A 22,508-nucleotide genomic window follows, 5' to 3' on the forward strand; every position below is an offset into this window, starting at 1 on the left:
TCGCTATTCACAACCTAACGATGAGGACTTGATGATGAATAAAGACGAAGTCGGCGGTAACTGGAAGCAGTTTAAAGGTAAAGTGAAAGAGCAATGGGGCAAACTGACCGATGATGATATGACGGTCATTGAAGGTAAACGTGACCAACTGGTCGGTAAAGTCCAGGAGCGTTACGGTTACGCGAAAGATCAGGCGGAGAAAGAAGTGACCGATTGGGAAAAACGTAATGATTACCGCTGGTAATTAACCCTTCCCTCCTGAGAGTACAAGGATGTACGCTCTCCCACCCGCTTAACGCCCAACTTTCTTCTTCACCTGAATCGTATGGTCATGCTGGCATTCGCCAGGGTGACGACATGACTCAACCTCCACACAGGCCGGGCACAGTCCGTGGGCTTCAATAACGTTATGTCGCAGGGCAAAACCCATTTTTGCTGCCAGCGTATGCATGATGTCTTCCACGCCTTCCGCGCACTCTTCTTTTACCACACCACAGCGGTCGCAAATGAACATTGCGGAACTGTGGGTTGGCTGATCGAACAGATGGCAAAGCACATAGCTGTTGGTGGATTCCACCTTGTGCACAAACCCTTGTTCCAGCAGAAAATCAAGCGCACGATACACGGTCGGCGGCTTGGCCTGCGGCTCGGTTTCCCGCAACAGGTCAAGTAGGTCGTAAGCGCTGATTGCGCCTTCCTGCAGGCTCATCAGGCGCAGCACTTCGAGGCGTTGTGGCGTAAGCCGTACGTTGCGTTGCGCACAGAGTTTTTCAGCTTGAGCCAATAACTCCTGCGTGGTGGTTTTGTCCATTTGGCGCCTCGATTTGCGTGCAAGGTTAATCCCTTACTTTAACATGTTCTGTTTAAAACACCGAGATCCACCGCGGTGTGCTATACCTGACCCATCGCAATACTGGAAAATAATCATGAAAAGACCCGATTGTATTCGTCACTGGCGTGAAGTTGAGGGGGCTGATGACTCCACCTATCCCGACAGCGATGAGCTGTTTTCCATAGGTGCGCCGCTTGCCCGCAAGCTGGGGTTAGGGCGACTCGGCATTCATCATGAGCGCCTGCCGCCGGGCCGACGCACCTCGTATCCGCACGCTGAAAGCGATGAGGAAGAGTTTATCTATGTGCTGGAAGGATATCCTGAAGCCTGGATTAACGGTTATTTATGGAAGCTGGAACCGGGCGACAGCGTCGGTTTCCCGGCGGGCACCGGCGTGTGTCACACCTTTATCAATAACACCAGTGAAGAGGTACGTCTGCTGGTCGTGGGTGAGGCGAACAAAAAATACAATCGTATTTATTATCCGCTTAATCCGGTTTATGCCGCCACGCGTGAGGATCGTTGGGTCGACCATCCGCCGCAGTTTTTTGGATCTCACGACGGAAAACCGGGGCGTAAATAGTGCTTGTCGGGGAGCAGGGAGGGGGAACTGCGAGGATGTGGCTCACTATCGTAACGGTCTATGCTATAGTAGCGCCCCTTTTTTAACCGGATGCTTGAATATTCGCCATGCTGCCTGAATCTCAGTCTACCGCTTTTCCCGCTCATCGTTTTTCTATCGCGCCGATGCTCGACTGGACGGACAGACATTGCCGCTACTTTTTGCGCTTACTGTCCAGCCAGACGCTGCTCTACACGGAGATGGTAACCACCGGCGCGATCATTCATGGTAAAGGCGATTATCTGGCGTATAGCGAAGAAGAACATCCGGTCGCTTTGCAACTGGGCGGGAGCGATCCGGCTGCGCTGGCGCAGTGCGCAAAGCTTGCTGAACAACGGGGCTATGACGAAATTAACCTCAACGTGGGTTGCCCTTCCGATCGTGTACAGAATGGAATGTTTGGTGCCTGTCTGATGGGGAATGCGCAACTGGTCGCTGATTGCGTCAAAGCGATGCGCGATGTGGTATCGATTCCGGTAACGGTGAAAACCCGTATCGGTATTGATGACCAGGACAGCTACGAATTCCTGTGCGATTTCATCAACACGGTCTCCGGTAACGGTGAATGTGAGATGTTTATCATCCACGCCCGCAAGGCCTGGCTGTCCGGGCTAAGCCCGAAAGAAAACCGCGAAATCCCACCGCTGGATTATGACCGTGTTTATCAGCTAAAGCGCGATTTTCCGCATCTGACGATGTCGATCAACGGTGGCATAAAATCGCTGGAAGAAGCGAAAATCCATCTGCAACATATGGATGGCGTGATGGTGGGGCGCGAAGCTTATCAAAACCCAGGCATTCTGGCGTCCGTTGACCGCGAGATTTTTGCTGTCACTAGCGAAGATGCCGATCCGGTCGCCGTAGTGCGTGCGATGTATCCGTATATTGAGCGTGAACTGAGTAAAGGAACCTATTTGGGGCATGTCACGCGCCATATGTTGGGACTGTTTCAGGGGATTCCAGGGGCACGGCAGTGGCGTCGCTATCTGAGCGAAAATGCGCATAAAGCCGGGGCAGATATTGAGGTTCTGGAACATGCGCTGAAGCTGGTGGCAGACAAACGTTAAGTTTTCGCCAAAAGTTAGTGAATTTCACCACGCCCTGCGCTTCGTCGCGGGGCGTTTGCTTTATAAATCAATATATTAATTTTGGCATGTTTCTTGTAAAGCTGTGGAGAGTATTTCATTTCGGGAGAGAGCCATGCTGGAACTACTTTTTGTGATTGGATTTTTTATCATGCTGATGGTCACCGGCGTATCTTTGCTGGGAGTGCTGGCCGCATTGGTGGTAGCCACTGTGGTGATGTTTTTGGGCGGGCTATTTGCGTTGATGATTAAACTGTTGCCCTGGCTGTTATTGGCCGTTGCCGTGGTGTGGGTTATCAAGGCGATAAAAGCGCCAAAAGTCCCACAGTATCAGCGCAATAACCGCCGATTTTACTAAGGTATTGAGCGGTGTGTCACAACCTGCAACATTGCCTTTAGAAGCAAATAGGAATTGATTATCAAATCTGTCACTATTGCCAGGTTAACGAATTCATCGAGCTGTACCCTACATACAGCCGAACTAAAAAAAGAAAGGGCTTCCTACGGGAAGCCCTAATTCTTTCTTCCCCCTTCATAATTCAAACCGCAGGTTTGTTGGCGGCTTGAATTATTTAACGGAAATGAGGGCGTTACGGGATCAACAAACTCGACCCCTGTGTGGCCCGGCTTTCCAGCACTTCATGAGCACGCTGCGCGTCGTGCAGTGCGAACGTCTGGCCCGGTGCGACATCCACTTTGATCACTCCGCTGGCAATCAGCGAGAAAAGCTCATTGCTGGCTTCGGTTAATTCATGGTGGTTGGTGATGTAACCCTGGAGTGAAGGGCGAGTCACGTACAGCGAACCTTTCTGATTCAGAATGCCTAAGTTAACGCCAGTCACCGGTCCGGAAGCATTACCAAAGCTGACCATGAGCCCCCGGCGCTGCAGGCAATCCAGTGAGGCTTCCCAGGTATCTTTCCCCACCGAGTCATACACCACCCGCACTTTTTTACCGCCAGTGATCTCTTTTACACGTTCTACAATGCTCTCTTCACGATAGTTAATGACCTGCCATGCGCCGGCCTGCAGCGCAATTTGCGCTTTTTGCGCATTACCGACGGTGCCAATCAGCTTCGCACCCAATGCTTTTGCCCACTGGCAGGCAATCATACCGACGCCGCCTGCTGCCGCATGGAACAAAAATGGTTCATCGGGCTGAATTTCATAGGTCTTACGCAACAGATAAAAAACGGTGAGCCCTTTAAGAAATGAGGCTGCAGCTTGTTCAAACGAGATAGCGTTGGGCAAAATAGCGGTTTTATCAGCCGGGACGTTATGCACTGAGCTGTAGGCGCCCAGGGGAGACTGCGCGTAAACCACGCGATCGCCGGCTTTAATGTGCGTCACTTTGCTACCGACTTTACTGACCACGCCTGCGGCTTCGGTACCCAGACCGCTGGGCAGAGAAGGCGGCGGATAAAGACCACTGCGGATATAGGTGTCGATATAGTTGATCCCAATCGCTTTGTTCTCGACCTGGATTTCATTTTCCGCCGGGTCTACGGGCGTAAACTCCACAGCCTTGAGTACATCAGGGCCACCATGCTTGTGAAATTCAATACGTGTTGCCATGCTTCCTCCAAAAGAAATGTGGTAATCTTTCGACCCAATCATTATCTCGGTAACTCCATTCACTATGGCAGGAAATAAACCCTTCAACAAACAACAGACTGATGCTCGTGAGCGCGATCCCCAGGTCGCCGGGCTGAAAGTACCGCCGCACTCGATTGAAGCGGAACAGTCGGTGTTGGGCGGTTTAATGCTGGATAACGAGCGCTGGGACGATGTGGCTGAGCGTGTGGTGGCGGAAGATTTTTATACCCGACCGCACCGGCACATCTTCACCGAAATGCATCGCCTGCAGGAGATGGGAAAACCCATCGATCTGATCACGCTTGCAGAATCGCTGGAAGTTCAGGGGCAACTGGACAGCGTCGGCGGTTTTGCTTACCTGGCTGAGTTATCTAAAAATACGCCAAGTGCAGCGAACATTAGTGCCTATGCGGATATTGTCCGCGAACGTGCCGTTGTTCGTGACATGATTTCGGTGGCGAACGAGATCGCGGAAGCCGGGTTTGATCCGCAAGGCCGTTCCAGTGAAGATCTGCTGGACCTCGCGGAATCCCGCGTCTTTAAAATTGCTGAAAGTCGCGCCAATAAAGACGAAGGTCCGAAAAATATTACCGATGTGCTCGACGCTACCGTCGCGCGTATCGAACAGCTGTTCCAGCAGCCACACGATGGTGTCACCGGGGTCAACACCGGTTATGACGACCTCAATAAAAAGACTGCTGGTTTGCAGCCGTCAGACTTAATTATCGTCGCCGCGCGTCCGTCGATGGGTAAAACGACATTTGCAATGAACCTCGTCGAAAATGCGGCGATGTTGCAAGATAAGCCGGTTCTTATCTTTAGTCTTGAAATGCCCTCAGAACAGATCATGATGCGTTCCCTGGCCTCACTCTCACGTGTAGACCAAACCAAAATCCGTACCGGTCAACTGGATGATGAAGACTGGGCGCGAATTTCCGGAACAATGGGTATTTTGCTGGAGAAACGAAACATCTATATTGATGACTCCTCCGGCCTGACGCCAACGGAAGTGCGCTCACGTGCCCGTCGTATCGCCCGCGAACACGGTGGTATCGGACTTATCATGATCGACTACCTGCAGCTGATGCGCGTGCCGTCGCTCTCCGACAATCGTACGCTGGAAATTGCTGAAATTTCCCGCTCGCTGAAAGCGTTAGCGAAAGAACTGCATGTGCCGGTGGTGGCGCTGTCGCAGCTTAACCGCTCTCTGGAACAACGCGCCGATAAGCGTCCGGTCAACTCGGATCTGCGTGAGTCCGGCTCCATCGAGCAGGATGCCGACTTAATCATGTTTATCTATCGTGATGAGGTTTATCACGAAAACAGCGACTTGAAAGGCATCGCCGAGATCATTATCGGTAAACAGCGTAATGGTCCGATCGGTACGGTGCGCCTGACGTTTAACGGTCAGTGGTCGCGCTTCGATAACTATGCTGGCCCGCAGTACGACGACGAATAACAACACTGAATCAGGTTACTCAAGCAAATACTTATCAAGGAATACAAATGCAAGCGGCAACTGTAGTCATTAACCGCCGCGCTCTGCGACACAACCTGCAACGTCTGCGTGAACTGGCTCCAGCCAGTAAACTGGTTGCGGTCGTGAAAGCGAACGCTTACGGCCATGGTCTGTTAGAGACCGCGCGAACGCTCCCCGATGCGGACGCTTTTGGTGTCGCTCGTCTTGAAGAAGCCCTGCGGTTGCGAGCGGGAGGGATCACGCAGCCCATCCTGCTGCTGGAAGGATTTTTTGATGCTTCCGATCTGCCGACTATCTCCGCGCAGCGTCTGCATACTGCCGTCCACAACCAGGAGCAGCTTGAAGCTCTGGAAGCCGCGGTACTGGCTGAACCGGTCACCGTCTGGATGAAGCTCGACACGGGAATGCACCGCCTGGGCGTGCGTCCGGAGCAGGCCGAGGCGTTTTATCAGCGCTTGACGCAATGCGAAAACGTGCGCCAGCCGGTCAATATCGTCAGCCACTTTGCGCGCGCGGACGAGCCTGAGTGCGGCGCGACCGAAAAGCAGCTCGATATCTTCAATAGCTTTTGCGCAGGCAAACCGGGTCAACGTTCGATCGCCGCGTCGGGTGGTATTCTGCTGTGGCCGCAGTCTCACTTCGACTGGGCGCGTCCGGGGCTGATTCTGTATGGCGTATCGCCGTTGGAAAACCACTCTATCGGTGCCGATTTTGGCTGCCAGCCGGTGATGTCGCTCACTTCCAGCCTGATTGCGGTGCGTGAACACAAAGCGGGCGAGCCGGTTGGCTATGGTGGAACCTGGCTGAGCGAGCGCGACACGCGTCTGGGCGTGGTGGCGATGGGCTATGGCGATGGTTATCCGCGCGCTGCGCCGTCTGGGACACCGGTACTGGTCAATGGCCGTGAAGTGCCGATCGTCGGTCGCGTCGCGATGGATATGATTTGCGTCGATTTAGGTCCCGAGGCGCAGGACAAAGCCGGCGATTCGGTTATCCTGTGGGGTGAAGGCCTGCCCGTTGAACGCATTGCTGAAATGACGAAAGTAAGTGCTTACGAACTTATCACGCGCCTGACCTCAAGGGTGGCAATGAAGTACATCGATTAAGTTCATGATGTGCCGGATAAGGCGGTTACGCCGCCATCCGGCAATATTCCTCTCAACATCCTCTCGATCTTCTCCCGCTTCCGGTTTATTGTGTTCTTAACCCCTGCCTGTAAACCTGGAGAACCACACGTGTTTCAAAAAGTTGACGCCTACGCTGGCGACCCGATTTTATCGCTCATGGAGCGTTTCAAAGACGATGCACGTAGCGACAAAGTGAACCTCAGCATCGGTCTGTACTACAACGAAGACGGCATTATTCCTCAGCTTAAAGCGGTGGCAGAAGCGGAAGCCCGACTGAATGCCAAACCGCATGGCGCTTCGCTGTATCTGCCGATGGAAGGCCTGAACACTTATCGCCATACTATTGCGCCGCTGCTGTTTGGCGCAGAGCATCCGGTTCTCCAGCAGCAGCGCGTCGCAACGATTCAGACGCTGGGCGGCTCCGGTGCGCTAAAGGTTGGCGCAGACTTCCTGAAACGCTATTTCCCTGATTCTGGCGTGTGGGTCAGCGATCCGACCTGGGAAAACCACATCGCGATTTTTGAAGGTGCTGGATTCGAAGTAAGTACTTACCCCTGGTATGACGACACCACCAATGGCGTGCGTGTCAACGACCTGCTGGCCACGCTGAACACCTTACCGGCGCGCAGCATCGTACTGCTGCATCCATGCTGCCATAACCCGACGGGTGCGGATTTAACCCCCGCGCAGTGGGATGGTGTCATTGAGATCCTGAAAGCTCGCGATCTGATCCCGTTCCTGGATATTGCTTACCAGGGTTTCGGCGGCGGAATGGAAGACGATGCCTACGCGATCCGCGCCATTGCCAGCGCCGGATTACCTGCACTGGTCAGCAACTCATTCTCGAAGATTTTCTCTTTGTACGGCGAACGTGTTGGCGGACTTTCAGTGGTCTGTGAAGACGCTGATGCCGCCAGCCGCGTTCTGGGGCAGCTAAAAGCGACGGTGCGTCGTAACTATTCCAGCCCGCCAAACTTTGGTGCGCAGGTTGTGGCCGCAGTGTTGGGTGATGACGCGCTGAAAGCCAGCTGGCTGGCGGAAGTCGAAGAGATGCGTACCCGTATTCTGGCGATGCGCCAGGCGCTGGTTAACGTATTGAATGCGGAGATCCCTGGTCGTAACTTTGATTACCTGCTGCAACAGCGCGGGATGTTCAGCTATACCGGGCTCAGCGCTGCTCAGGTCGATCGCCTGCGCGATGAGTTCGGTGTGTACCTGATAGCCAGCGGTCGTATGTGCGTGGCCGGGTTAAATCACAGTAACGTGCAACGCGTGGCGAAGGCATTTGCCGCCGTCATGTAACCGGGTTTTTAGGCCTGATAAGCGTCGCGCCATCAGGCATTGTATTGCCGGATAGAGGTGTAATCACCTTATCCGGCCTACTTTCTTTCACCGTGCTATTGGTCTGTTTTCCAATGTGATCATGCTCTTTTTCCAGGACAAAACCAGAGAAAATCCTTCCTTTCCCTCCCCCTAAGGGGTAAGGTCAGATAGTTTTTTGACCAGTTGTTAATAAAAAAATGATAACTAACTGACTACTTAGGGAAAAATATGCGCAAGTTTACGTTGGCACTGAGTGCCGTGTGTTTATTGTTCACGCTAAATCAGCCGGCCCAGGCGTTAGTTTCCTCTCCCTCTCAGCTTAATCCAGGCACCAACGTTGCAAAACTCGCTGAGCAGGCACCCATTCACTGGGTCTCCGTGGCACAAATTGAAAACAGCCTGACCGGACGCCCGCCGATGGCCGTCGGGTTTGATATCGATGACACCGTCCTCTTTTCCAGCCCAGGCTTCTGGCGCGGAAAAAAAACGTATTCTCCGGACAGTGAGGATTACCTGAAAAATCCGGCCTTCTGGGAAAAAATGAACAATGGCTGGGACGAATTCAGCATTCCGAAAGAAGTGGCGCGTCAGTTGATTGATATGCACGTGCGTCGCGGCGACAGCATCTTTTTCGTAACCGGGCGTAGCCAGACGAAGACCGAAACGGTGTCGAAAACGCTGTCCGATAACTTTCACATCCCGGCCGGCAATATGAACCCGGTAATTTTTGCCGGTGATAAGCCGGGTCAGAATACGAAAACGCAGTGGCTGCAGGATAAAAATATCCGCATGTTCTACGGCGACTCTGATAATGACATTACCGCCGCCCGAGATGTGGGTATTCGCGGTATTCGTATTTTACGCGCTTCTAACTCCACTTATAAACCGTTACCACAGGCCGGCGCGTTTGGTGAAGAGGTGATCGTCAACTCGGAGTATTGAGGACGTTGCTTGCGGTTGTTGTTTTTTTAAACAAATTTGCGTTACCTGCTTTTACCTTTTGCGGACTTGCTGCACACTGAATAAAAGATGTTCTCATTAGGCAATATGCTGGTAAGGGGAATTAAGATGACAAATTCGGAGTTGCTGCAATACTGCATGGCAAAAATGGGCGCCGAGCAGAGCGTACACAGTGACTGGAAGGCCACACAAATCAAAGTCGAAGATGTGCTTTTTGCCATGGTAAAAGAGGTGGAAGAACGCCCGGCGGTGTCACTGAAAACCAGCCCGGAACTGGCAGAGTTGTTACGTCAGCAGCATAGCGATGTACGGCCAAGCCGGCATCTCAATAAGGCGCACTGGAGTACGGTGTATCTGGACGGCTCGCTGCCGGATTCACAAATCTACTACCTGGTAGACGCCTCTTATCAGCAGGCCGTAAACACGCTGCCGGAAGATAAACGCCGGATACTGGCGCAGTCCTGATCTGTTTTCCGCAATGAGGCGCCAGCGCCTTATCCGGCCTACAAGCAATTATGCATATTTTGTAGGCCTGATAAGCGTAGCGCCATCGGCATGATTACAACAGTGGTTTGAGGAAACGGGCCGTGTGTGAGGCTTCACACTCAGCGACCGTTTCTGGTGTGCCTGAAACCAGAATTTCCCCGCCGCCGCTGCCGCCTTCCGGACCGAGATCGACAATCCAGTCAGCGGTTTTTATCACGTCCAGATTGTGCTCAATCACTACGATGGTGTTGCCCTGATCCCGGAGTTGATGCAGCACGTCCAGCAGTTGCTGAATATCCGCAAAATGCAGACCGGTGGTCGGTTCGTCGAGAATATACAGCGTTTGACCGGTACCGCGTTTGGACAGTTCACGCGCCAGCTTCACGCGCTGCGCTTCACCGCCCGAGAGCGTGGTGGCGGACTGACCCAGTCGAATGTACGTCAGACCCACGTCCATCAGCGTTTGCAGCTTACGCGCCAGCGCCGGAACGGCATCGAAGAACTCACGCGCTTCTTCAATCGTCATATCCAGCACTTCGTGGATAGTCTTGCCCTTGTACTTAATCTCCAGTGTTTCGCGGTTATAGCGCTTGCCTTTACACTGATCGCACGGCACGTAGATATCCGGCAGGAAGTGCATTTCGACTTTGATCACGCCGTCGCCCTGACAAGCTTCACAGCGTCCGCCGCGGACGTTAAAGCTGAAACGACCCGGAGTATAACCGCGCGCACGCGACTCCGGCACGCCGGCAAACAGTTCGCGCACTGGCGTAAACACGCCGGTGTAGGTTGCCGGGTTAGAGCGCGGCGTACGGCCAATCGGGCTTTGGTCAATGTCGATCACTTTGTCGAAATGTTCCAGGCCCTGAACATCACGATATGGCGCGGGTTCAGCCAGCGTGGCGCCGTTCAGCGCCGTCTGTGCAATCGGGAACAGCGTGTCGTTAATCAGCGTCGATTTACCCGAACCGGAAACACCGGTAATGCAGGTAAATAAACCAACCGGCAGCGTCAGGGTGACATCTTTCAGGTTGTTACCGCGCGCGCCGGTCAGCTTCAACACTTTTTCCGGGTCTGCCGCCACGCGCTGTTTCGGCACTTCAATCTTGCGCTTACCGCTCATGTACTGGCCGGTCAGCGACTCAGGCACGGCCATGATATCTTTTAGCGTACCTTCGGCAACCACCTGGCCGCCGTGAACGCCCGCGCCAGGGCCAATGTCGATAACGTGGTCAGCGGCGCGAATCGCGTCTTCATCGTGCTCAACCACAATGACGGTATTGCCCAGATTACGCAGGTGGATAAGCGTACCCAACAGACGCTCGTTATCGCGCTGATGCAGACCGATAGACGGTTCATCCAGCACGTACATTACGCCGACCAGACCTGCGCCGATCTGGCTTGCCAGACGAATACGCTGGGCTTCGCCGCCGGAGAGCGTTTCTGCTGAACGCGACAGCGTCAGATAGTTGAGGCCGACGTTGACCAGGAACTTCAGACGATCGCCAATCTCTTTGAGAATTTTCTCTGCAATCTTCGCTCGCTGACCCGCAAGCTTCAGGTTGTTGAAGAAATCCATGGCGTGACCGATGCTCATGTCGGAAATCGCGGGCAGCGGCGTATTTTCGACAAATACGTGGCGGGCTTCCCGGCGTAAACGCGTCCCCTCACAGCTGGCGCACGGTCGGTTGCTAATGAACTTGGCTAATTCTTCACGTACCGCGCTGGATTCCGTCTCTTTATAACGGCGCTCCATATTGTGCAATACGCCTTCGAACGGATGGCGGCGTACGGACGTATCGCCGCGATCGTTCATGTATTTAAATTCGATATTCTCTTTACCGGAACCGTACAGCACCACTTTATGCACGGCAGGGTTCAGGCTGGCCCATGGGGCTTCGACGTCGAATTTATAGTGTTCCGCCAGTGACTTAAGCATCTGGAAGTAATAGAAGTTACGGCGATCCCAGCCGCGGATAGCACCACCGGCCAGCGACAGTTCCGGATTTTGGATCACCCGGTCAGGATCGAAATACTGCTGCACGCCGAGACCGTCACAGGTCGGGCATGCACCCGCTGGGTTATTGAACGAGAACAGACGTGGTTCCAGCTCGCGCATGCTGTAGCCGCAGATCGGACAGGCGAAGTTGGCGGAGAACAGCAACTCTTCCGCTTTCGGATCGTCCATATCGGCGACCACCGCCGTACCACCGGACAGTTCCAGCGCGGTTTCAAAGGATTCAGCCAGTCGCTGGGTGAGATCGTCGCGTACTTTAAAGCGGTCAATCACCACTTCAATAGTGTGTTTCTTTTGCAGTTCAAGCTTGGGCGGATCGGAAAGGTCGCACACTTCACCGTCGATACGGGCGCGGATATAACCCTGGCCTGCCAGGTTTTCCAGCGTTTTAGTATGCTCGCCTTTACGCTCTTTAATCACCGGCGCCAGCAGCATCAGACGTTTGCCTTCCGGCTGCGACAGAACGTTGTCCACCATCTGGCTAACGGTCTGGGCCGCCAGGGGAACATCGTGATCCGGGCAGCGCGGTTCGCCAACGCGGGCAAACAGCAGACGCAGATAGTCGTGAATTTCGGTAATCGTACCTACCGTGGATCGCGGGTTGTGGGATGTCGATTTTTGTTCAATTGAGATGGCGGGAGACAGCCCCTCAATGTGGTCGACATCCGGCTTTTCCATCAGCGACAGAAACTGACGCGCGTACGCGGAAAGGGATTCAACGTAACGACGCTGCCCTTCGGCATACAAGGTGTCGAAAGCGAGCGAAGATTTGCCTGAGCCCGAAAGCCCGGTGACGACAATCAGCTTGTCGCGCGGGATGACGAGGTTGATGTTTTTGAGATTATGGGTGCGGGCGCCCCGAACTTCGATCTTATCCATTCATCTTTCCCGGATTAAACGCTTTTTTGCCTGGCTGCATGGTGCTACCGGCGATCACAAACGGTTAATTATGACACAACCTGACCTGAATGGATATACAGTATTGGAATGCAAAACGCAGATGCCTGTGCAACAATGTCTGTCTGGGGTTGTTTACTGGAATCGATCTCGCAACGTAGTAAAAGCGCTATTGGAAATGCTACAATCCCGCGCTTACACTTATTCAGTAACGTTTTTCAGGAGACACGATCATGGCCAGCAGAGGCGTAAACAAGGTGATTCTCGTCGGTAATCTGGGCCAGGACCCGGAAGTACGCTATATGCCGAATGGTGGCGCAGTTGCCAACATTACGCTGGCTACTTCCGAATCCTGGCGTGATAAAGCGACCGGCGAAATGAAAGAGCAGACTGAATGGCACCGTGTGGTGCTGTTCGGCAAACTGGCGGAAGTTGCCAGCGAATATCTGCGTAAAGGTTCCCAGGTCTATATCGAAGGTCAGCTGCGTACCCGCAAATGGACCGATCAATCCGGCGTAGAAAAGTACACCACCGAAGTTGTGGTTAACGTTGGCGGCACCATGCAAATGCTGGGCGGTCGTCAGGGTGGTGGGGCTCCGGCAGGTGGCGGCCAGCAGCAGGGTGGTTGGGGTCAGCCTCAGCAGCCGCAAGGTGGCAATCAGTTCAGCGGCGGCGCGCAGTCTCGCCCGCAGCAGCAGTCGGCTCCGGCAGCGCCGTCTAATGAGCCGCCGATGGATTTCGACGACGATATTCCGTTCTAATCCTTCTGCTTTTCGCTGAAAATTATGGCTACCTCAGAACTGGGGTAGCCATATGCAATTCTGTTATCAGTTCAACACCATCGGCCAGTCTGGCGGTGTATGACTCATCACTTCAACCATTACGGTTTCAATGTTCTTCCAGATTGCGGACATATCCACCAGGGTTATGCCGAGTAATCCGGTCGCAAACCAGCAGGCAAAAACCAGCCCTAAACCGCTGCTAATGACGGCCAGGCCAATATAATCTGATTTACGAAAACGGATATTAAGCGTACTGGCTAAAAACATCAGCACTGCACTGAGTAATTGCCACCGCAGAAGAACCACGCCAGTTGTTATCGTTGCCATGAAAAACGTCCTCAGAAAGTCTGGATGCCCAGGACAGCGCGGGGGTGTTCACCGAGGGTGTAGTACTCTGGCTATCGACGGGCAATAACATGAATGAAACATCGTTTCTGTTACATGATTTTTGTGAACTATATCACATATGCTCGTTTGTTCACCAGTGTTGGGCGTATTTTTTGCAGGACGATAACCATGTTAAATATGTGGGTATATTCAAGCAAGCAACGATACTAAATAATCAATCTTAAAGATGCATTTTTGTTGCCTGTTTTATTTATCCTAAATTCATCGTTAAAAAAATCTAATGAATTTCTTAAATAAAGCCAGGATAGTGCTTATAAAAAATTACTCCTTGAGGATAATAACGTTATGAAATAAGCATAACTTTAAGTTTGCCTTACGGAAAAATAATATCATCATCAACTATTATCAGACTTTTACATAGAGAAGTCTGTTGCTAATACTGATAGATTCATGCAACTTAATCAGTCGGTGTTTATAGCATCTTGCCTTAATGGGTTCTGGCATATACGAAACAGGGAAACAGGGCTGACATGAATCACAGTGCGCGACGCAAGATACTGAAGTTCCTCGGAACATTCATGGTGGTATTGCTCCCCGTGGTGCTGGCGTTATGGTTTGCTCAAATCCGGGCAATGTCCGAAACCCGTAATCAACTTCGCTCTTTTGCGCAACTGGTGTTAAATAAAACTGAATTGGTGATCCAACAAGCCGATTTAGCGCGAGATATGGCTCTGTTGTATCAAGGTAAGATGTGTACCCCGGCACATCAGAAAAATATGCTAGATATTATTCGTGGTCGTTTATATATCAGCGAGCTAATTTATGCGCAGGGCGATCATTTTTTGTGCTCTACGTCGATGGCGCCGCCAGTCGCCTATATTATGCCGACCGCCGACTATAAACGTACGCCGGACATCTCCATCTATTACTATCGCGATACCCCCTTTTTCGCTGGCTACAGAATGACGTATATGCAACGTGGAAACTACGTTGTCGTCATCAACCCATTATCTTACAGCGAAGTTATGTCAGATGACCCGGACCTGTCCTGGGGCGTGTATGACACGGTAACGGGTACTTTTTTCTCTGCCAGCGAAGGGGCGCCTATTGCGCAGTTATTGCCGTTGGTGCACGGTGAAGCCTCAACCTTCCAGTTGGACGATCGCTTTTACACCAAAGTGCATTCAGAAAAACGCCCGATTGCGATTATTGTGTCGACCTCGGATAAACGCATACATTCGATTTTCTATCATGAGGCTGCGTTAACGATTCCTTTCGGGATTATCTGCAGCATCCTGATGCTGTTAATGTGGTGGCGCACGCGTCAGGAATACTTATCTCCCCGCCGCTTGTTAAAACGGGCAATCAAAAAACGTCAACTGTGTCTGCACTACCAGCCGATCATTGATATCGAAAACGGTCAGTGCGTAGGGGCTGAGGCTCTGTTGCGCTGGCCGGGCTGTGATGGTGAAGTAATGAGCCCAACCGAGTTTATTCCGCTGGCTGAAAAAGAGGGAATGATTGAGCGGATCACGGATTACGTGATTGAAGAGGTATTCAACGATTTAGGATATTTTCTTTCGGCGCATCCTCAGCTTTATATCTCGATAAACCTCTCTGCTTCTGACTTTCATTCATCCCGACTTATTGCCCTGATTACCGACAAAAACCGTGAGTACTCTGTGGCGGCGCAGCAAATTAAAGTCGAGGTGACGGAACGCGGGTTTATTGATGTAGATAAAATGACCGCGGTAATCCAGGCGTTTCGTCAGGCGGGTTATGAAGTGGCGTTTGATGATTTTGGGACGGGATATTCCAATCTACACAATTTATCCGCGTTGAATATCGATATCCTGAAGATCGACAAATCATTTATTAGTACGTTGTCCACCAACAGCACCAGTCACCTGATTGCCGAACATATCATCGAAATGGCGCAAAGCTTACACCTGAAGATGATTGCGGAAGGAGTAGAGACGGTTGAGCAAATCGAGTGGCTGCGCGAACGTGGCGTACAGTATTGTCAGGGCTGGTATTTTGCGAAGGCGCTGCCGCCACAGGAGTTCATGCACTGGATACAACGGTCGCCCGCCATACTGACGCAGAGCGGGCAATAATCTTACAGGCGGTGGCGGTAATCGCTGGGGGTACGATCAAACTCGCGGCGAAACACGCGTGAGAAGGTTTGTTGTGATACGTAACCAAGATCCATCGCGATATCGAAAATAGGTCGCTCGGTCGTCCGCAGTTCAACAGCAGCCAGCAGGAGTCGACGCTGGCGGATATAGTCACCCAACGTCTGGCGCATCACCGTGCGGAACATTCTCTGTAAATACCACTTCGAGTAACCTGATTTTTTCGCCACCGCCTCAATGTTCAGCGGCTGATCGATATGGTCGTCAATCCATTCAATAAGGGTCTGAATAATCTGCTGATGGGACATAGGGCTGCCTCTTTTTCAGTATTCGATTCGTCGTTTTGTCTGTGGGCGAGTATAATTCCTCAAGTTAACTTGAGGTAAAGCGATTTATGGAAAAGAAATTACCCCGAATAAAAGCGCTGCTCACGCCTGGTGAAGTCGCAAAGCGTAGCGGCGTGGCGGTATCAACCCTGCATTTCTATGAAAGCAAAGGGTTAATCAGCAGTATGCGCAACAGCGGCAATCAGCGCCGATACAGACGTGATGTGTTGCGTTATGTGGCGATTATCAAGATTGCTCAACGCATCGGGATCCCGTTGGCAACGATCGGTGACGCGCTCGGCGTATTACCTGAAGGACATTCGCTCAGTGCTAAAGAGTGGAAGCAGCTCTCTTCGCAATGGCGTGAAGAGCTGGATCGACGCATTCATACTTTAGTGGCGCTACGCGATGAACTGGATGGGTGTATTGGTTGCGGTTGTTTGTCGCGCAGCGATTGCCCGTTGCGTAACCCAGGCGATCAGCTTGGCGAGAAGGGGACCGGGGCGCGTCTGCTGGAAGATGATTGATGTGAAATATCTGATGGATGGACGGATATAAAACTAAAGCGCCACAGAGGGCGCTTTAGTTTGGTTCCGGTCTTTGTCTTTCACTCTATCCCGCTGGTTCACGGGAGGGTTTCCCCCGACATCAACACCCCTCAGTCGAGCACATTAGGTGAGGTTCCGGTCTGTGTTGATAATGTAATTGTAAGCCACCTCTCTCCATTTACCAGTGAAATGGTGATTTTTTAGCCAAAAAATTTTCCGCATCTTCACCGGTTTTCTTGCGCAAGTTTGCGTGAAAAAGGCACACCGATGTTGTAATAACTCCGCAAAATTTGTTGCGAGACTGCGCATTGACGATAACGTTTGCGCATCGACTGATTATTTATTGTGCGTTATAAGAAGAAATGAGTAAAAAGCGGCAAAGTTCAGTTGAAAACCAGCGTATGATCGCTGGATAATCGTTTGCTTTTTTTTACCACCCGTTTTTTATGCGCGGAGCTAAACGTTTGCTTTTTTGCGACACCCCTATTGACGCAAACCTGGCACATGGAGAAAACGTTTAGCAGGCAGTGGATTGTCCAGCACGCATAATGACGAAAAAATAAACTCTCAGGGGATGTTTTCTATGTCTACGCCTTCAGCGCGTACCGGCGGTTCACTCGACGCCTGGTTTAAAATTTCGCTCCGCGGCAGTACCGTTCGTCAGGAAGTCGTTGCCGGATTAACGACGTTCCTGGCCATGGTCTACTCCGTTATCGTGGTTCCGGGGATGCTGGGTAAAGCCGGATTCCCGCCTGCCGCTGTATTTGTGGCAACCTGTCTGGTCGCGGGCGTCGGTTCTATTGTGATGGGCCTGTGGGCAAACCTGCCGCTGGCGATTGGTTGCGCCATTTCTTTGACGGCGTTTACCGCGTTCAGCCTGGTACTGGGACAACATATCAGCGTGCCTGTTGCGCTGGGTGCGGTGTTCCTGATGGGTGTCCTGTTTACCATCATTTCCGCGACCGGTATTCGTAGCTGGATCCTGCGCAATCTACCGCAGGGTGTTGCGCACGGTACGGGGATTGGTATCGGCCTGTTCCTGCTGCTGATTGCGGCAAACGGCGTGGGTCTGGTTATTAAAAACCCGCTGGACGGCCTGCCGGTTGCGCTGGGCGATTTCGATACCTTCCCGGTGATTATGTCGTTGGTAGGTCTGGCGGTGATTATTGGCCTCGAAAAACTGAAAGTACCGGGCGGCATCCTGCTGACTATTATCGGTATTTCCGTAGTGGGTCTGATTTTCGACCCGGCCGTACATTTCTCCGGTATTTTTGCCATGCCGTCTCTGAGCGACGAAAACGGCAACTCGCTGATCGGTAGCCTGGATATTATGGGCGCACTAAACCCAATCGTACTGCCGAGCGTGCTGGCGCTGGTCATGACCGCTGTCTTCGATGCGACCGGAACCATCCGTGCGGTAGCCGGACAGGCGAATCTGCTGGATAAAGACGGACAGATTATTGACGGCGGCAAAGCGCTGACCACCGACTCCCTGAGCAGCGTGTTCTCTGGCCTGGTGGGCGCTGCACCGGCGGCGGTTTATATTGAATCCGCAGCGGGTACGGCGGCAGGCGGCAAAACCGGCCTGACGGCGATCACCGTTGGCGTACTGTTCCTGCTGATCCTGTTCCTCTCTCCGCTCTCTTATCTTGTACCAGTATATGCAACGGCACCTGCGCTGATGTATGTGGGCCTGCTGATGTTGAGCAACGTAGCGAAAATCGACTTTGCTGACTTTGTCGACGCTATGGCGGGGCTGGTAACGGCCGTATTTATCGTGCTGACCTGTAACATCGTGACCGGCATTATGATTGGCTTTGCTACCCTGGTGATTGGCCGTATCGTCTCTGGCGAATGGCGCAAACTGAACATCGGCACAGTGGTCATCGCCATCGCGCTGGTGGCCTTCTACGCTGGTGGTTGGGCTATCTAATCCTCATTTGATGAAGATTCTGAAAACGGGTGGCTTTGGCCGCCCGTTTTTATTTTCACAACACTCTCGTTGTCTTTTGCGTTACTCTCAAGTAGATAGAATTGAGGCACGACGCCTCTCATCACTGATCATAAGAAACATCGCAAACAGGGAACGCATGGAAATCTTTTTCACCATACTCATCATGACCCTTGTGGTCTCGCTGTCGGGGGTTTTTACTCGCGTATTGCCATTCCAACTCCCTTTACCCCTTATGCAGATCGCCATCGGCGCCTTGCTGGCGTGGCCGACGTTTGGTTTGCATGTGGAATTCGATCCTGAGCTTTTTCTGGTTCTGTTCATCCCGCCGCTGCTCTTCGCCGATGGCTGGAAGACGCCAACCCGTGAGTTTCTGGAGCACGGGCGAGAGATCTTCGGCCTTGCGCTGGCGCTGGTTCTGGTCACGGTGGTCGGGATTGGCTTTATGATTTACTGGCTGGTGCCGGGGATCCCTCTCATCCCGGCCTTTGCGCTGGCCGCTGTCCTGTCGCCAACCGATGCCGTTGCGCTTTCCGGCATAGTGGGCGAGGGACGCATACCGAAGAAAATCATGGGTATCCTGCAGGGCGAAGCGTTGATGAACGACGCCTCCGGTCTGGTATCACTGAAATTTGCCGTCGCCGTGGCGATGGGCACGATGGTGTTTACGGTTGGTGGCGCAACGCTTGAGTTCTTCAAGGTAGCGATTGGCGGTATCCTGGCCGGTTTTGTCGTCAGTTGGCTGTACGGGCGCTCCCTGCGTTTTCTCAGCCGCTGGGGTGGTGATGAACCGGCAACGCAAATCGTTCTGCTGTTCCTGCTGCCGTTTGCGTCTTACCTGATTGCGGAACACATCGGTGTTTCCGGCATCCTCGCGGCGGTCGCAGCCGGGATGACCATCACCCGTTCCGGGGTAATGCGCCGGGCGCCGCTGGCGATGCGTTTACGTGCTAACAGCACCTGGGCGATGCTGGAGTTTGTGTTTAACGGCATGGTTTTCTTGCTGTTAGGACTGCAGTTGCCGGGGATTCTGGAGTCTTCTTTGGCGGCGGCAGAAGCCGATCCGAATGTTGAAATCTGGATGCTGTTTACCGATATCGTGCTGATTTACGTGGCGCTGATGCTGGTACGTTTTGGCTGGCTGTGGACGATGAAGAAGTTTAGCCTGCGCTTCCTGAAGAAAAAGCCGATGGAGTTTGGTTCCTGGACGACGCGTGAAATCATGATCGCCTCCTTTGCGGGCGTGCGTGGGGCCATTACTCTCGCCGGTGTGCTCTCTATTCCGTTGCTGTTACCGGATGGTAGCGGCTTCCCGGCGCGATATGAGCTGATCTTCCTTGCCGCGGGCGTGATTCTGTTCTCGCTGTTTGTTGGCGTGGTGATGCTGCCGCTTCTGCTGCAACACCTGGAAGTGGCAGACCACTCGCAGCAGCAGAAAGAGGAACGAATTGCCCGCGCTGCCACGGCGGAAGTGGCGATTGTCGCCATCCAGAAAATGGAGGAGCGTCTGGCCGCAGATACCGAAGAGAACATCGACAATCAGTTGCTCACCGAGGTGAGTTCACGCGTCATCGGTAACCTGCGTCGACGCGCCGACGGACGCAACGACGTAGAAAGCTCGATGCAGGAAGAAAACCTCGAGCGGCGTTTCCGTCTGGCGGCCCTGCGTTCCGAGCGCGCGGAACTTTATCACCTGCGCGCCACGCGGGAAATCAGCAATGAAACGCTGCAAAAACTGCTGCACGATCTGGATTTGCTGGAAGCGCTGTTGATCGAGAACGAATAAACGGTTGTGCCTGATGGCGCTACGCTTATCAGGCCTACGGAATCCAATTGTAGGTCTGATAAGCGTTAAGCCGCATCCGGCATGTTACGACTCTTGCGTTAGCCAGAACCCTTCACAGCATTTGAGCCACGCCTGGGCGCTGTGCGACAGATACACACCTTCGCGCCAAATCATGCCCAACTGCCAGCGTAAATCACTCTCCAAAGGGATCCAGCGCAGCGTCTGCTTATCCAACCGCTGGCAAATCGGCTCCGGTAAAATGGCGATCCCGACTCCGGCTTGCACCATCGCCGCCAGAAAATCCCACTGCCCACTGCGTACCGCGATGCGGGGTTTGACGTTGTGCTGGTTAAACAGCTCAAGCAGCTGACGGCTCAACGCGAAATCTTCGTTATAGATAAGCAGGGGATGCTCCGCTAACGCCTCGGGGGAAATGGATTCACACGTTGTCCACTGACCGGAACGGGGGACCAGCACGCAGAGCGGATGGCTAAAAAGCGGTAAGGTCGCCAGGCCGCTCTCTTCTTCAACCGGCAGCGCGGTCATCGCGACATCCAGATCGCCGTTCATCACCGCCTGCTGGACGGTTAAGCCTCCAAATTCAGATACCTTCAGCTCCACGCCGGGATAGCGCTGGCGAAACAGGCTGATAGGCCCGGCCATCAACATACCGACCATGGGCGGGATGCCGAGGCGCAGCACTCCCTTGTTGAGGTGATTAATGTCGCTGAGTTCTGCTTCGAGCTGGCGAAACTCGGCGAGGATCGCCAGGCCGCGTTCGAAAACAACCTGTCCGGTGTCGGTTAACAGCAGTCGCCGACCGTCGCGGATTAACAGCGTGCAGTTAAGCTCGTCTTCAAGGTTCTTCAACATCTTGCTGATGGTGGGCTGGGTGACAAAAAGCTTCTCCGCTGCGCGGGTAAAGCTCTGCTGACGAACCACCTCAACAAAATAGCGCAGCGTTCTGATATCCATGATTATTCCTTAAGACTATGCCTGCAATGAGTTTAATTCATTTCAGTCCTGGACGGGGGCTCTCTATACTGGCGCTCTCTATTTTTTAAGGACATACCCTCATGGCTGTGGCGATAAGCCGCGTGACGCCTGCCGTTATTCATCGACTCCAGATCCCCGTTCAGGTTCTGTTGTACGCAGGTCTATTTGTATTTGCTCAATATCTTGTCTCCTGGTTGCATCTGCCGCTTCCTGCCAACCTGGTTGGGATGGTGCTGATGTTGGCGCTGATTGTCTGCCGGGTTATCCCGTTGAACTGGATTCGCGCAGGCGCTCGCTGGTTACTGGCTGAAATGTTGCTGTTTTTTGTTCCGGCGGTGGTGGCTGTCGTCAACTATACGCAGCTGTTGTTGGTCGATGGTTGGCGCATATTTGCCGTCATTGCGCTAAGTACGTTGATGGTGCTTGGCGCAACGGCGTGGGTCGTGGATAAAGTGTATCGCTATGAAATGAGCAGGCTAAACCGTGAGTAATTTCCAGCTAAGCGTGCTGTGTCTGGTGATTACGCTGGGCATCTATTTTGCCAACAAGCGCCTGTATCGCCGTTTTCGTAAATTACCGCTGATGCCGTTAGTGTTCACTCCTGCGCTGCTGGTCCTGATACTGGTCTTTGGGCATATCTCCTGGCAAAACTATATTGGTGAATCGCACTGGCTGCTGTGGCTGTTAGGCCCTGCGACCATCGCCTTTGCCGTTCCGGTCTATGACAACCTTGCCGTGATTAAGCGGCACTGGATGTCACTGACGGCGGGCGTGGTGACGGCAACGCTGGTGGCCGTTACCAGTTCCGTGTGGCTGGCGCGTCTGTTTATGTTGCCTGATGAAATCCAGCGTAGCCTGGCGGTGCGCTCCGTCACCACGCCGTTTGCGCTGGCAGCAGCAGAGCCGTTGGGCGGGCAACCAGACCTGGTGGCATTGTTCGTGGTAGTGACCGGTGTATTTGGTATGGCGGTTGGCGATGTACTGTTTTTACGGCTTTCTATTCGGGAAGGGATGGCGAAAGGCGCAGGATTTGGCGCAGCCTCGCATGGTGCGGGCACGGCGCGCTCTTATGAGCTCGGCCAGCAGGAGGGCGTGGTCGCCAGCCTGGTGATGATGCTTTCCGGCGTGGTGATGGTGCTGGTAGCGCCGCTGGTCGCGATGGTGATGTTCTGAAAAAATGCCCCGGTCGTTCAGACCGGGGATGAGGAGGAG

At 53.1% G+C, this 22,508-nt stretch carries 22 protein-coding genes; 16 read left to right on the plus strand and 6 right to left on the minus strand.

Features of this window, described 5'->3' with window-relative positions:
- Positions 1-34: 34 nt before the first annotated feature.
- Positions 35-244, plus strand: coding sequence for a CsbD family protein (locus tag OGW44_RS00895; protein WP_019077869.1), 210 nt, complete (start codon positions 35-37; stop codon positions 242-244).
- Between the two features lie 48 nt (positions 245-292).
- Here OGW44_RS00895 and zur read toward each other — a convergent pair whose 3' ends face one another.
- On the minus strand, positions 293-811 hold the full coding sequence (gene zur / locus OGW44_RS00900) for a zinc uptake transcriptional repressor Zur (protein WP_003031709.1): 519 nt from the start codon (positions 809-811) through the stop codon (positions 293-295).
- A 115-nt stretch (positions 812-926) separates the two neighbouring features.
- Here zur and OGW44_RS00905 point away from each other — a divergent pair, with 115 nt between their 5' ends.
- The 3 genes from OGW44_RS00905 (at position 927) to pspG (ending at position 2,897) form a co-directional block, all read left to right on the plus strand.
- Positions 927-1,415: a cupin domain-containing protein gene (locus OGW44_RS00905; RefSeq protein WP_016155350.1), complete on the plus strand. Its 489-nt coding sequence runs from the start codon at positions 927-929 to the stop codon at positions 1,413-1,415.
- 107 nt (positions 1,416-1,522) lie between these two features.
- Complete coding sequence (dusA, locus tag OGW44_RS00910; protein WP_016155444.1) at positions 1,523-2,521, plus strand: tRNA dihydrouridine(20/20a) synthase DusA; 999 nt, start codon at positions 1,523-1,525, stop codon at positions 2,519-2,521.
- A 133-nt stretch (positions 2,522-2,654) separates the two neighbouring features.
- Positions 2,655-2,897 (plus strand): envelope stress response protein PspG, encoded by a 243-nt coding sequence (pspG, locus tag OGW44_RS00915; protein WP_016155352.1) that lies wholly within the window; start codon positions 2,655-2,657, stop codon positions 2,895-2,897.
- 232 nt (positions 2,898-3,129) lie between these two features.
- Here the strand turns inward: pspG and OGW44_RS00920 are convergent, their stop codons facing one another.
- Entirely contained in the window at positions 3,130-4,113 is a 984-nt protein-coding gene (locus OGW44_RS00920) for a quinone oxidoreductase (protein WP_016155445.1), read from the minus strand.
- A gap of 64 nt (positions 4,114-4,177) precedes the next feature.
- On the opposite strand from OGW44_RS00920, the gene dnaB reads away from it, so the two are divergent.
- The 5 genes from dnaB (at position 4,178) to OGW44_RS00945 (ending at position 9,489) form a co-directional block, all read left to right on the plus strand.
- A complete protein-coding gene (gene dnaB, locus OGW44_RS00925; RefSeq protein WP_003826610.1) occupies positions 4,178-5,593 on the plus strand; it encodes a replicative DNA helicase in 1,416 nt (471 codons plus the stop codon).
- 47 nt (positions 5,594-5,640) lie between these two features.
- Entirely contained in the window at positions 5,641-6,720 is a 1,080-nt protein-coding gene (alr, locus tag OGW44_RS00930) for an alanine racemase (RefSeq protein WP_016155354.1), read from the plus strand.
- A 129-nt stretch (positions 6,721-6,849) separates the two neighbouring features.
- Positions 6,850-8,043 (plus strand): aromatic amino acid transaminase, encoded by a 1,194-nt coding sequence (gene tyrB, locus OGW44_RS00935; protein WP_185655055.1) that lies wholly within the window; start codon positions 6,850-6,852, stop codon positions 8,041-8,043.
- Between the two features lie 249 nt (positions 8,044-8,292).
- Positions 8,293-9,006 carry an acid phosphatase AphA gene (aphA, locus tag OGW44_RS00940; RefSeq protein WP_003826615.1) on the plus strand — a complete coding sequence of 238 codons (714 nt, stop codon included), beginning with the start codon at positions 8,293-8,295 and terminating at the stop codon, positions 9,004-9,006.
- A 126-nt stretch (positions 9,007-9,132) separates the two neighbouring features.
- On the plus strand, positions 9,133-9,489 hold the full coding sequence (locus tag OGW44_RS00945) for an MmcQ/YjbR family DNA-binding protein (protein ID WP_016155357.1): 357 nt from the start codon (positions 9,133-9,135) through the stop codon (positions 9,487-9,489).
- 94 nt (positions 9,490-9,583) lie between these two features.
- On the opposite strand, the gene uvrA is transcribed toward OGW44_RS00945, so the two are convergent.
- Positions 9,584-12,406 carry an excinuclease ABC subunit UvrA gene (gene uvrA / locus OGW44_RS00950; protein WP_016155358.1) on the minus strand — a complete coding sequence of 941 codons (2,823 nt, stop codon included), beginning with the start codon at positions 12,404-12,406 and terminating at the stop codon, positions 9,584-9,586.
- Positions 12,407-12,657: 251 nt separating this feature from the next.
- Here uvrA and ssb1 point away from each other — a divergent pair, with 251 nt between their 5' ends.
- On the plus strand, positions 12,658-13,185 hold the full coding sequence (gene ssb1, locus OGW44_RS00955; protein ID WP_016155359.1) for a single-stranded DNA-binding protein SSB1: 528 nt from the start codon (positions 12,658-12,660) through the stop codon (positions 13,183-13,185).
- 66 nt (positions 13,186-13,251) lie between these two features.
- On the opposite strand, the gene OGW44_RS00960 is transcribed toward ssb1, so the two are convergent.
- Positions 13,252-13,533, minus strand: coding sequence for a YjcB family protein (locus tag OGW44_RS00960; RefSeq protein ID WP_016155360.1), 282 nt, complete (start codon positions 13,531-13,533; stop codon positions 13,252-13,254).
- A 551-nt stretch (positions 13,534-14,084) separates the two neighbouring features.
- Between OGW44_RS00960 and pdeC the strand changes: the two genes are divergently transcribed.
- Complete coding sequence (gene pdeC / locus OGW44_RS00965) at positions 14,085-15,671, plus strand: cyclic di-3',5'-guanosine monophosphate phosphodiesterase PdeC (RefSeq protein ID WP_016155448.1); 1,587 nt, start codon at positions 14,085-14,087, stop codon at positions 15,669-15,671.
- A 2-nt stretch (positions 15,672-15,673) separates the two neighbouring features.
- On the opposite strand, the gene soxS is transcribed toward pdeC, so the two are convergent.
- Positions 15,674-15,997, minus strand: coding sequence for a superoxide response transcriptional regulator SoxS (soxS, locus tag OGW44_RS00970; RefSeq protein ID WP_016155362.1), 324 nt, complete (start codon positions 15,995-15,997; stop codon positions 15,674-15,676).
- A gap of 86 nt (positions 15,998-16,083) precedes the next feature.
- Here soxS and soxR point away from each other — a divergent pair, with 86 nt between their 5' ends.
- From soxR to OGW44_RS00985, 3 genes are all read left to right on the plus strand, one after another.
- A complete protein-coding gene (gene soxR / locus OGW44_RS00975) occupies positions 16,084-16,542 on the plus strand; it encodes a redox-sensitive transcriptional activator SoxR (RefSeq protein WP_016155363.1) in 459 nt (152 codons plus the stop codon).
- Positions 16,543-17,146: 604 nt separating this feature from the next.
- Positions 17,147-18,496, plus strand: coding sequence for a guanine/hypoxanthine transporter GhxP (ghxP, locus tag OGW44_RS00980; protein WP_016155449.1), 1,350 nt, complete (start codon positions 17,147-17,149; stop codon positions 18,494-18,496).
- Positions 18,497-18,653: 157 nt separating this feature from the next.
- Complete coding sequence (locus OGW44_RS00985) at positions 18,654-20,300, plus strand: Na+/H+ antiporter (RefSeq protein WP_016155450.1); 1,647 nt, start codon at positions 18,654-18,656, stop codon at positions 20,298-20,300.
- An 84-nt stretch (positions 20,301-20,384) separates the two neighbouring features.
- Here OGW44_RS00985 and OGW44_RS00990 read toward each other — a convergent pair whose 3' ends face one another.
- Positions 20,385-21,275 carry a LysR family transcriptional regulator gene (locus OGW44_RS00990; protein WP_016155366.1) on the minus strand — a complete coding sequence of 297 codons (891 nt, stop codon included), beginning with the start codon at positions 21,273-21,275 and terminating at the stop codon, positions 20,385-20,387.
- Between the two features lie 101 nt (positions 21,276-21,376).
- Here OGW44_RS00990 and OGW44_RS00995 point away from each other — a divergent pair, with 101 nt between their 5' ends.
- Complete coding sequence (locus OGW44_RS00995) at positions 21,377-21,787, plus strand: CidA/LrgA family protein (RefSeq protein WP_016155367.1); 411 nt, start codon at positions 21,377-21,379, stop codon at positions 21,785-21,787.
- Positions 21,780-22,469 carry an LrgB family protein gene (locus tag OGW44_RS01000; RefSeq protein ID WP_016155451.1) on the plus strand — a complete coding sequence of 230 codons (690 nt, stop codon included), beginning with the start codon at positions 21,780-21,782 and terminating at the stop codon, positions 22,467-22,469. Before OGW44_RS00995 ends, OGW44_RS01000 begins: the two co-directional genes overlap by 8 nt.
- Positions 22,470-22,508 lie beyond the last annotated feature (39 nt).

This window comes from Citrobacter sp. Cb023, assembly GCF_030336805.1.
Taxonomy (GTDB): Bacteria; Pseudomonadota; Gammaproteobacteria; order Enterobacterales; family Enterobacteriaceae; genus Citrobacter; species Citrobacter braakii.

Excerpts from the sequence above, each read along its gene's own strand:
- OGW44_RS00895 (WP_019077869.1), top strand. The coding sequence starts at position 35 with ATGAATAAAGACGAAGTCGGCGGTAACTGGAAGCAGTTTAAAGGTAAA.
- zur (WP_003031709.1), bottom strand. The coding sequence starts at position 811 with ATGGACAAAACCACCACGCAGGAGTTATTGGCTCAAGCTGAAAAACTC.
- OGW44_RS00905 (WP_016155350.1), top strand. The coding sequence starts at position 927 with ATGAAAAGACCCGATTGTATTCGTCACTGGCGTGAAGTTGAGGGGGCT.
- dusA (WP_016155444.1), top strand. The coding sequence starts at position 1,523 with ATGCTGCCTGAATCTCAGTCTACCGCTTTTCCCGCTCATCGTTTTTCT.
- pspG (WP_016155352.1), top strand. The coding sequence starts at position 2,655 with ATGCTGGAACTACTTTTTGTGATTGGATTTTTTATCATGCTGATGGTC.
- OGW44_RS00920 (WP_016155445.1), bottom strand. The coding sequence starts at position 4,113 with ATGGCAACACGTATTGAATTTCACAAGCATGGTGGCCCTGATGTACTC.
- dnaB (WP_003826610.1), top strand. The coding sequence starts at position 4,178 with ATGGCAGGAAATAAACCCTTCAACAAACAACAGACTGATGCTCGTGAG.
- alr (WP_016155354.1), top strand. The coding sequence starts at position 5,641 with ATGCAAGCGGCAACTGTAGTCATTAACCGCCGCGCTCTGCGACACAAC.
- aphA (WP_003826615.1), top strand. The coding sequence starts at position 8,293 with ATGCGCAAGTTTACGTTGGCACTGAGTGCCGTGTGTTTATTGTTCACG.
- OGW44_RS00945 (WP_016155357.1), top strand. The coding sequence starts at position 9,133 with ATGACAAATTCGGAGTTGCTGCAATACTGCATGGCAAAAATGGGCGCC.
- uvrA (WP_016155358.1), bottom strand. The coding sequence starts at position 12,406 with ATGGATAAGATCGAAGTTCGGGGCGCCCGCACCCATAATCTCAAAAAC.
- ssb1 (WP_016155359.1), top strand. The coding sequence starts at position 12,658 with ATGGCCAGCAGAGGCGTAAACAAGGTGATTCTCGTCGGTAATCTGGGC.
- OGW44_RS00960 (WP_016155360.1), bottom strand. The coding sequence starts at position 13,533 with ATGGCAACGATAACAACTGGCGTGGTTCTTCTGCGGTGGCAATTACTC.
- pdeC (WP_016155448.1), top strand. The coding sequence starts at position 14,085 with ATGAATCACAGTGCGCGACGCAAGATACTGAAGTTCCTCGGAACATTC.
- soxS (WP_016155362.1), bottom strand. The coding sequence starts at position 15,997 with ATGTCCCATCAGCAGATTATTCAGACCCTTATTGAATGGATTGACGAC.
- soxR (WP_016155363.1), top strand. The coding sequence starts at position 16,084 with ATGGAAAAGAAATTACCCCGAATAAAAGCGCTGCTCACGCCTGGTGAA.
- ghxP (WP_016155449.1), top strand. The coding sequence starts at position 17,147 with ATGTCTACGCCTTCAGCGCGTACCGGCGGTTCACTCGACGCCTGGTTT.
- OGW44_RS00985 (WP_016155450.1), top strand. The coding sequence starts at position 18,654 with ATGGAAATCTTTTTCACCATACTCATCATGACCCTTGTGGTCTCGCTG.
- OGW44_RS00990 (WP_016155366.1), bottom strand. The coding sequence starts at position 21,275 with ATGGATATCAGAACGCTGCGCTATTTTGTTGAGGTGGTTCGTCAGCAG.
- OGW44_RS00995 (WP_016155367.1), top strand. The coding sequence starts at position 21,377 with ATGGCTGTGGCGATAAGCCGCGTGACGCCTGCCGTTATTCATCGACTC.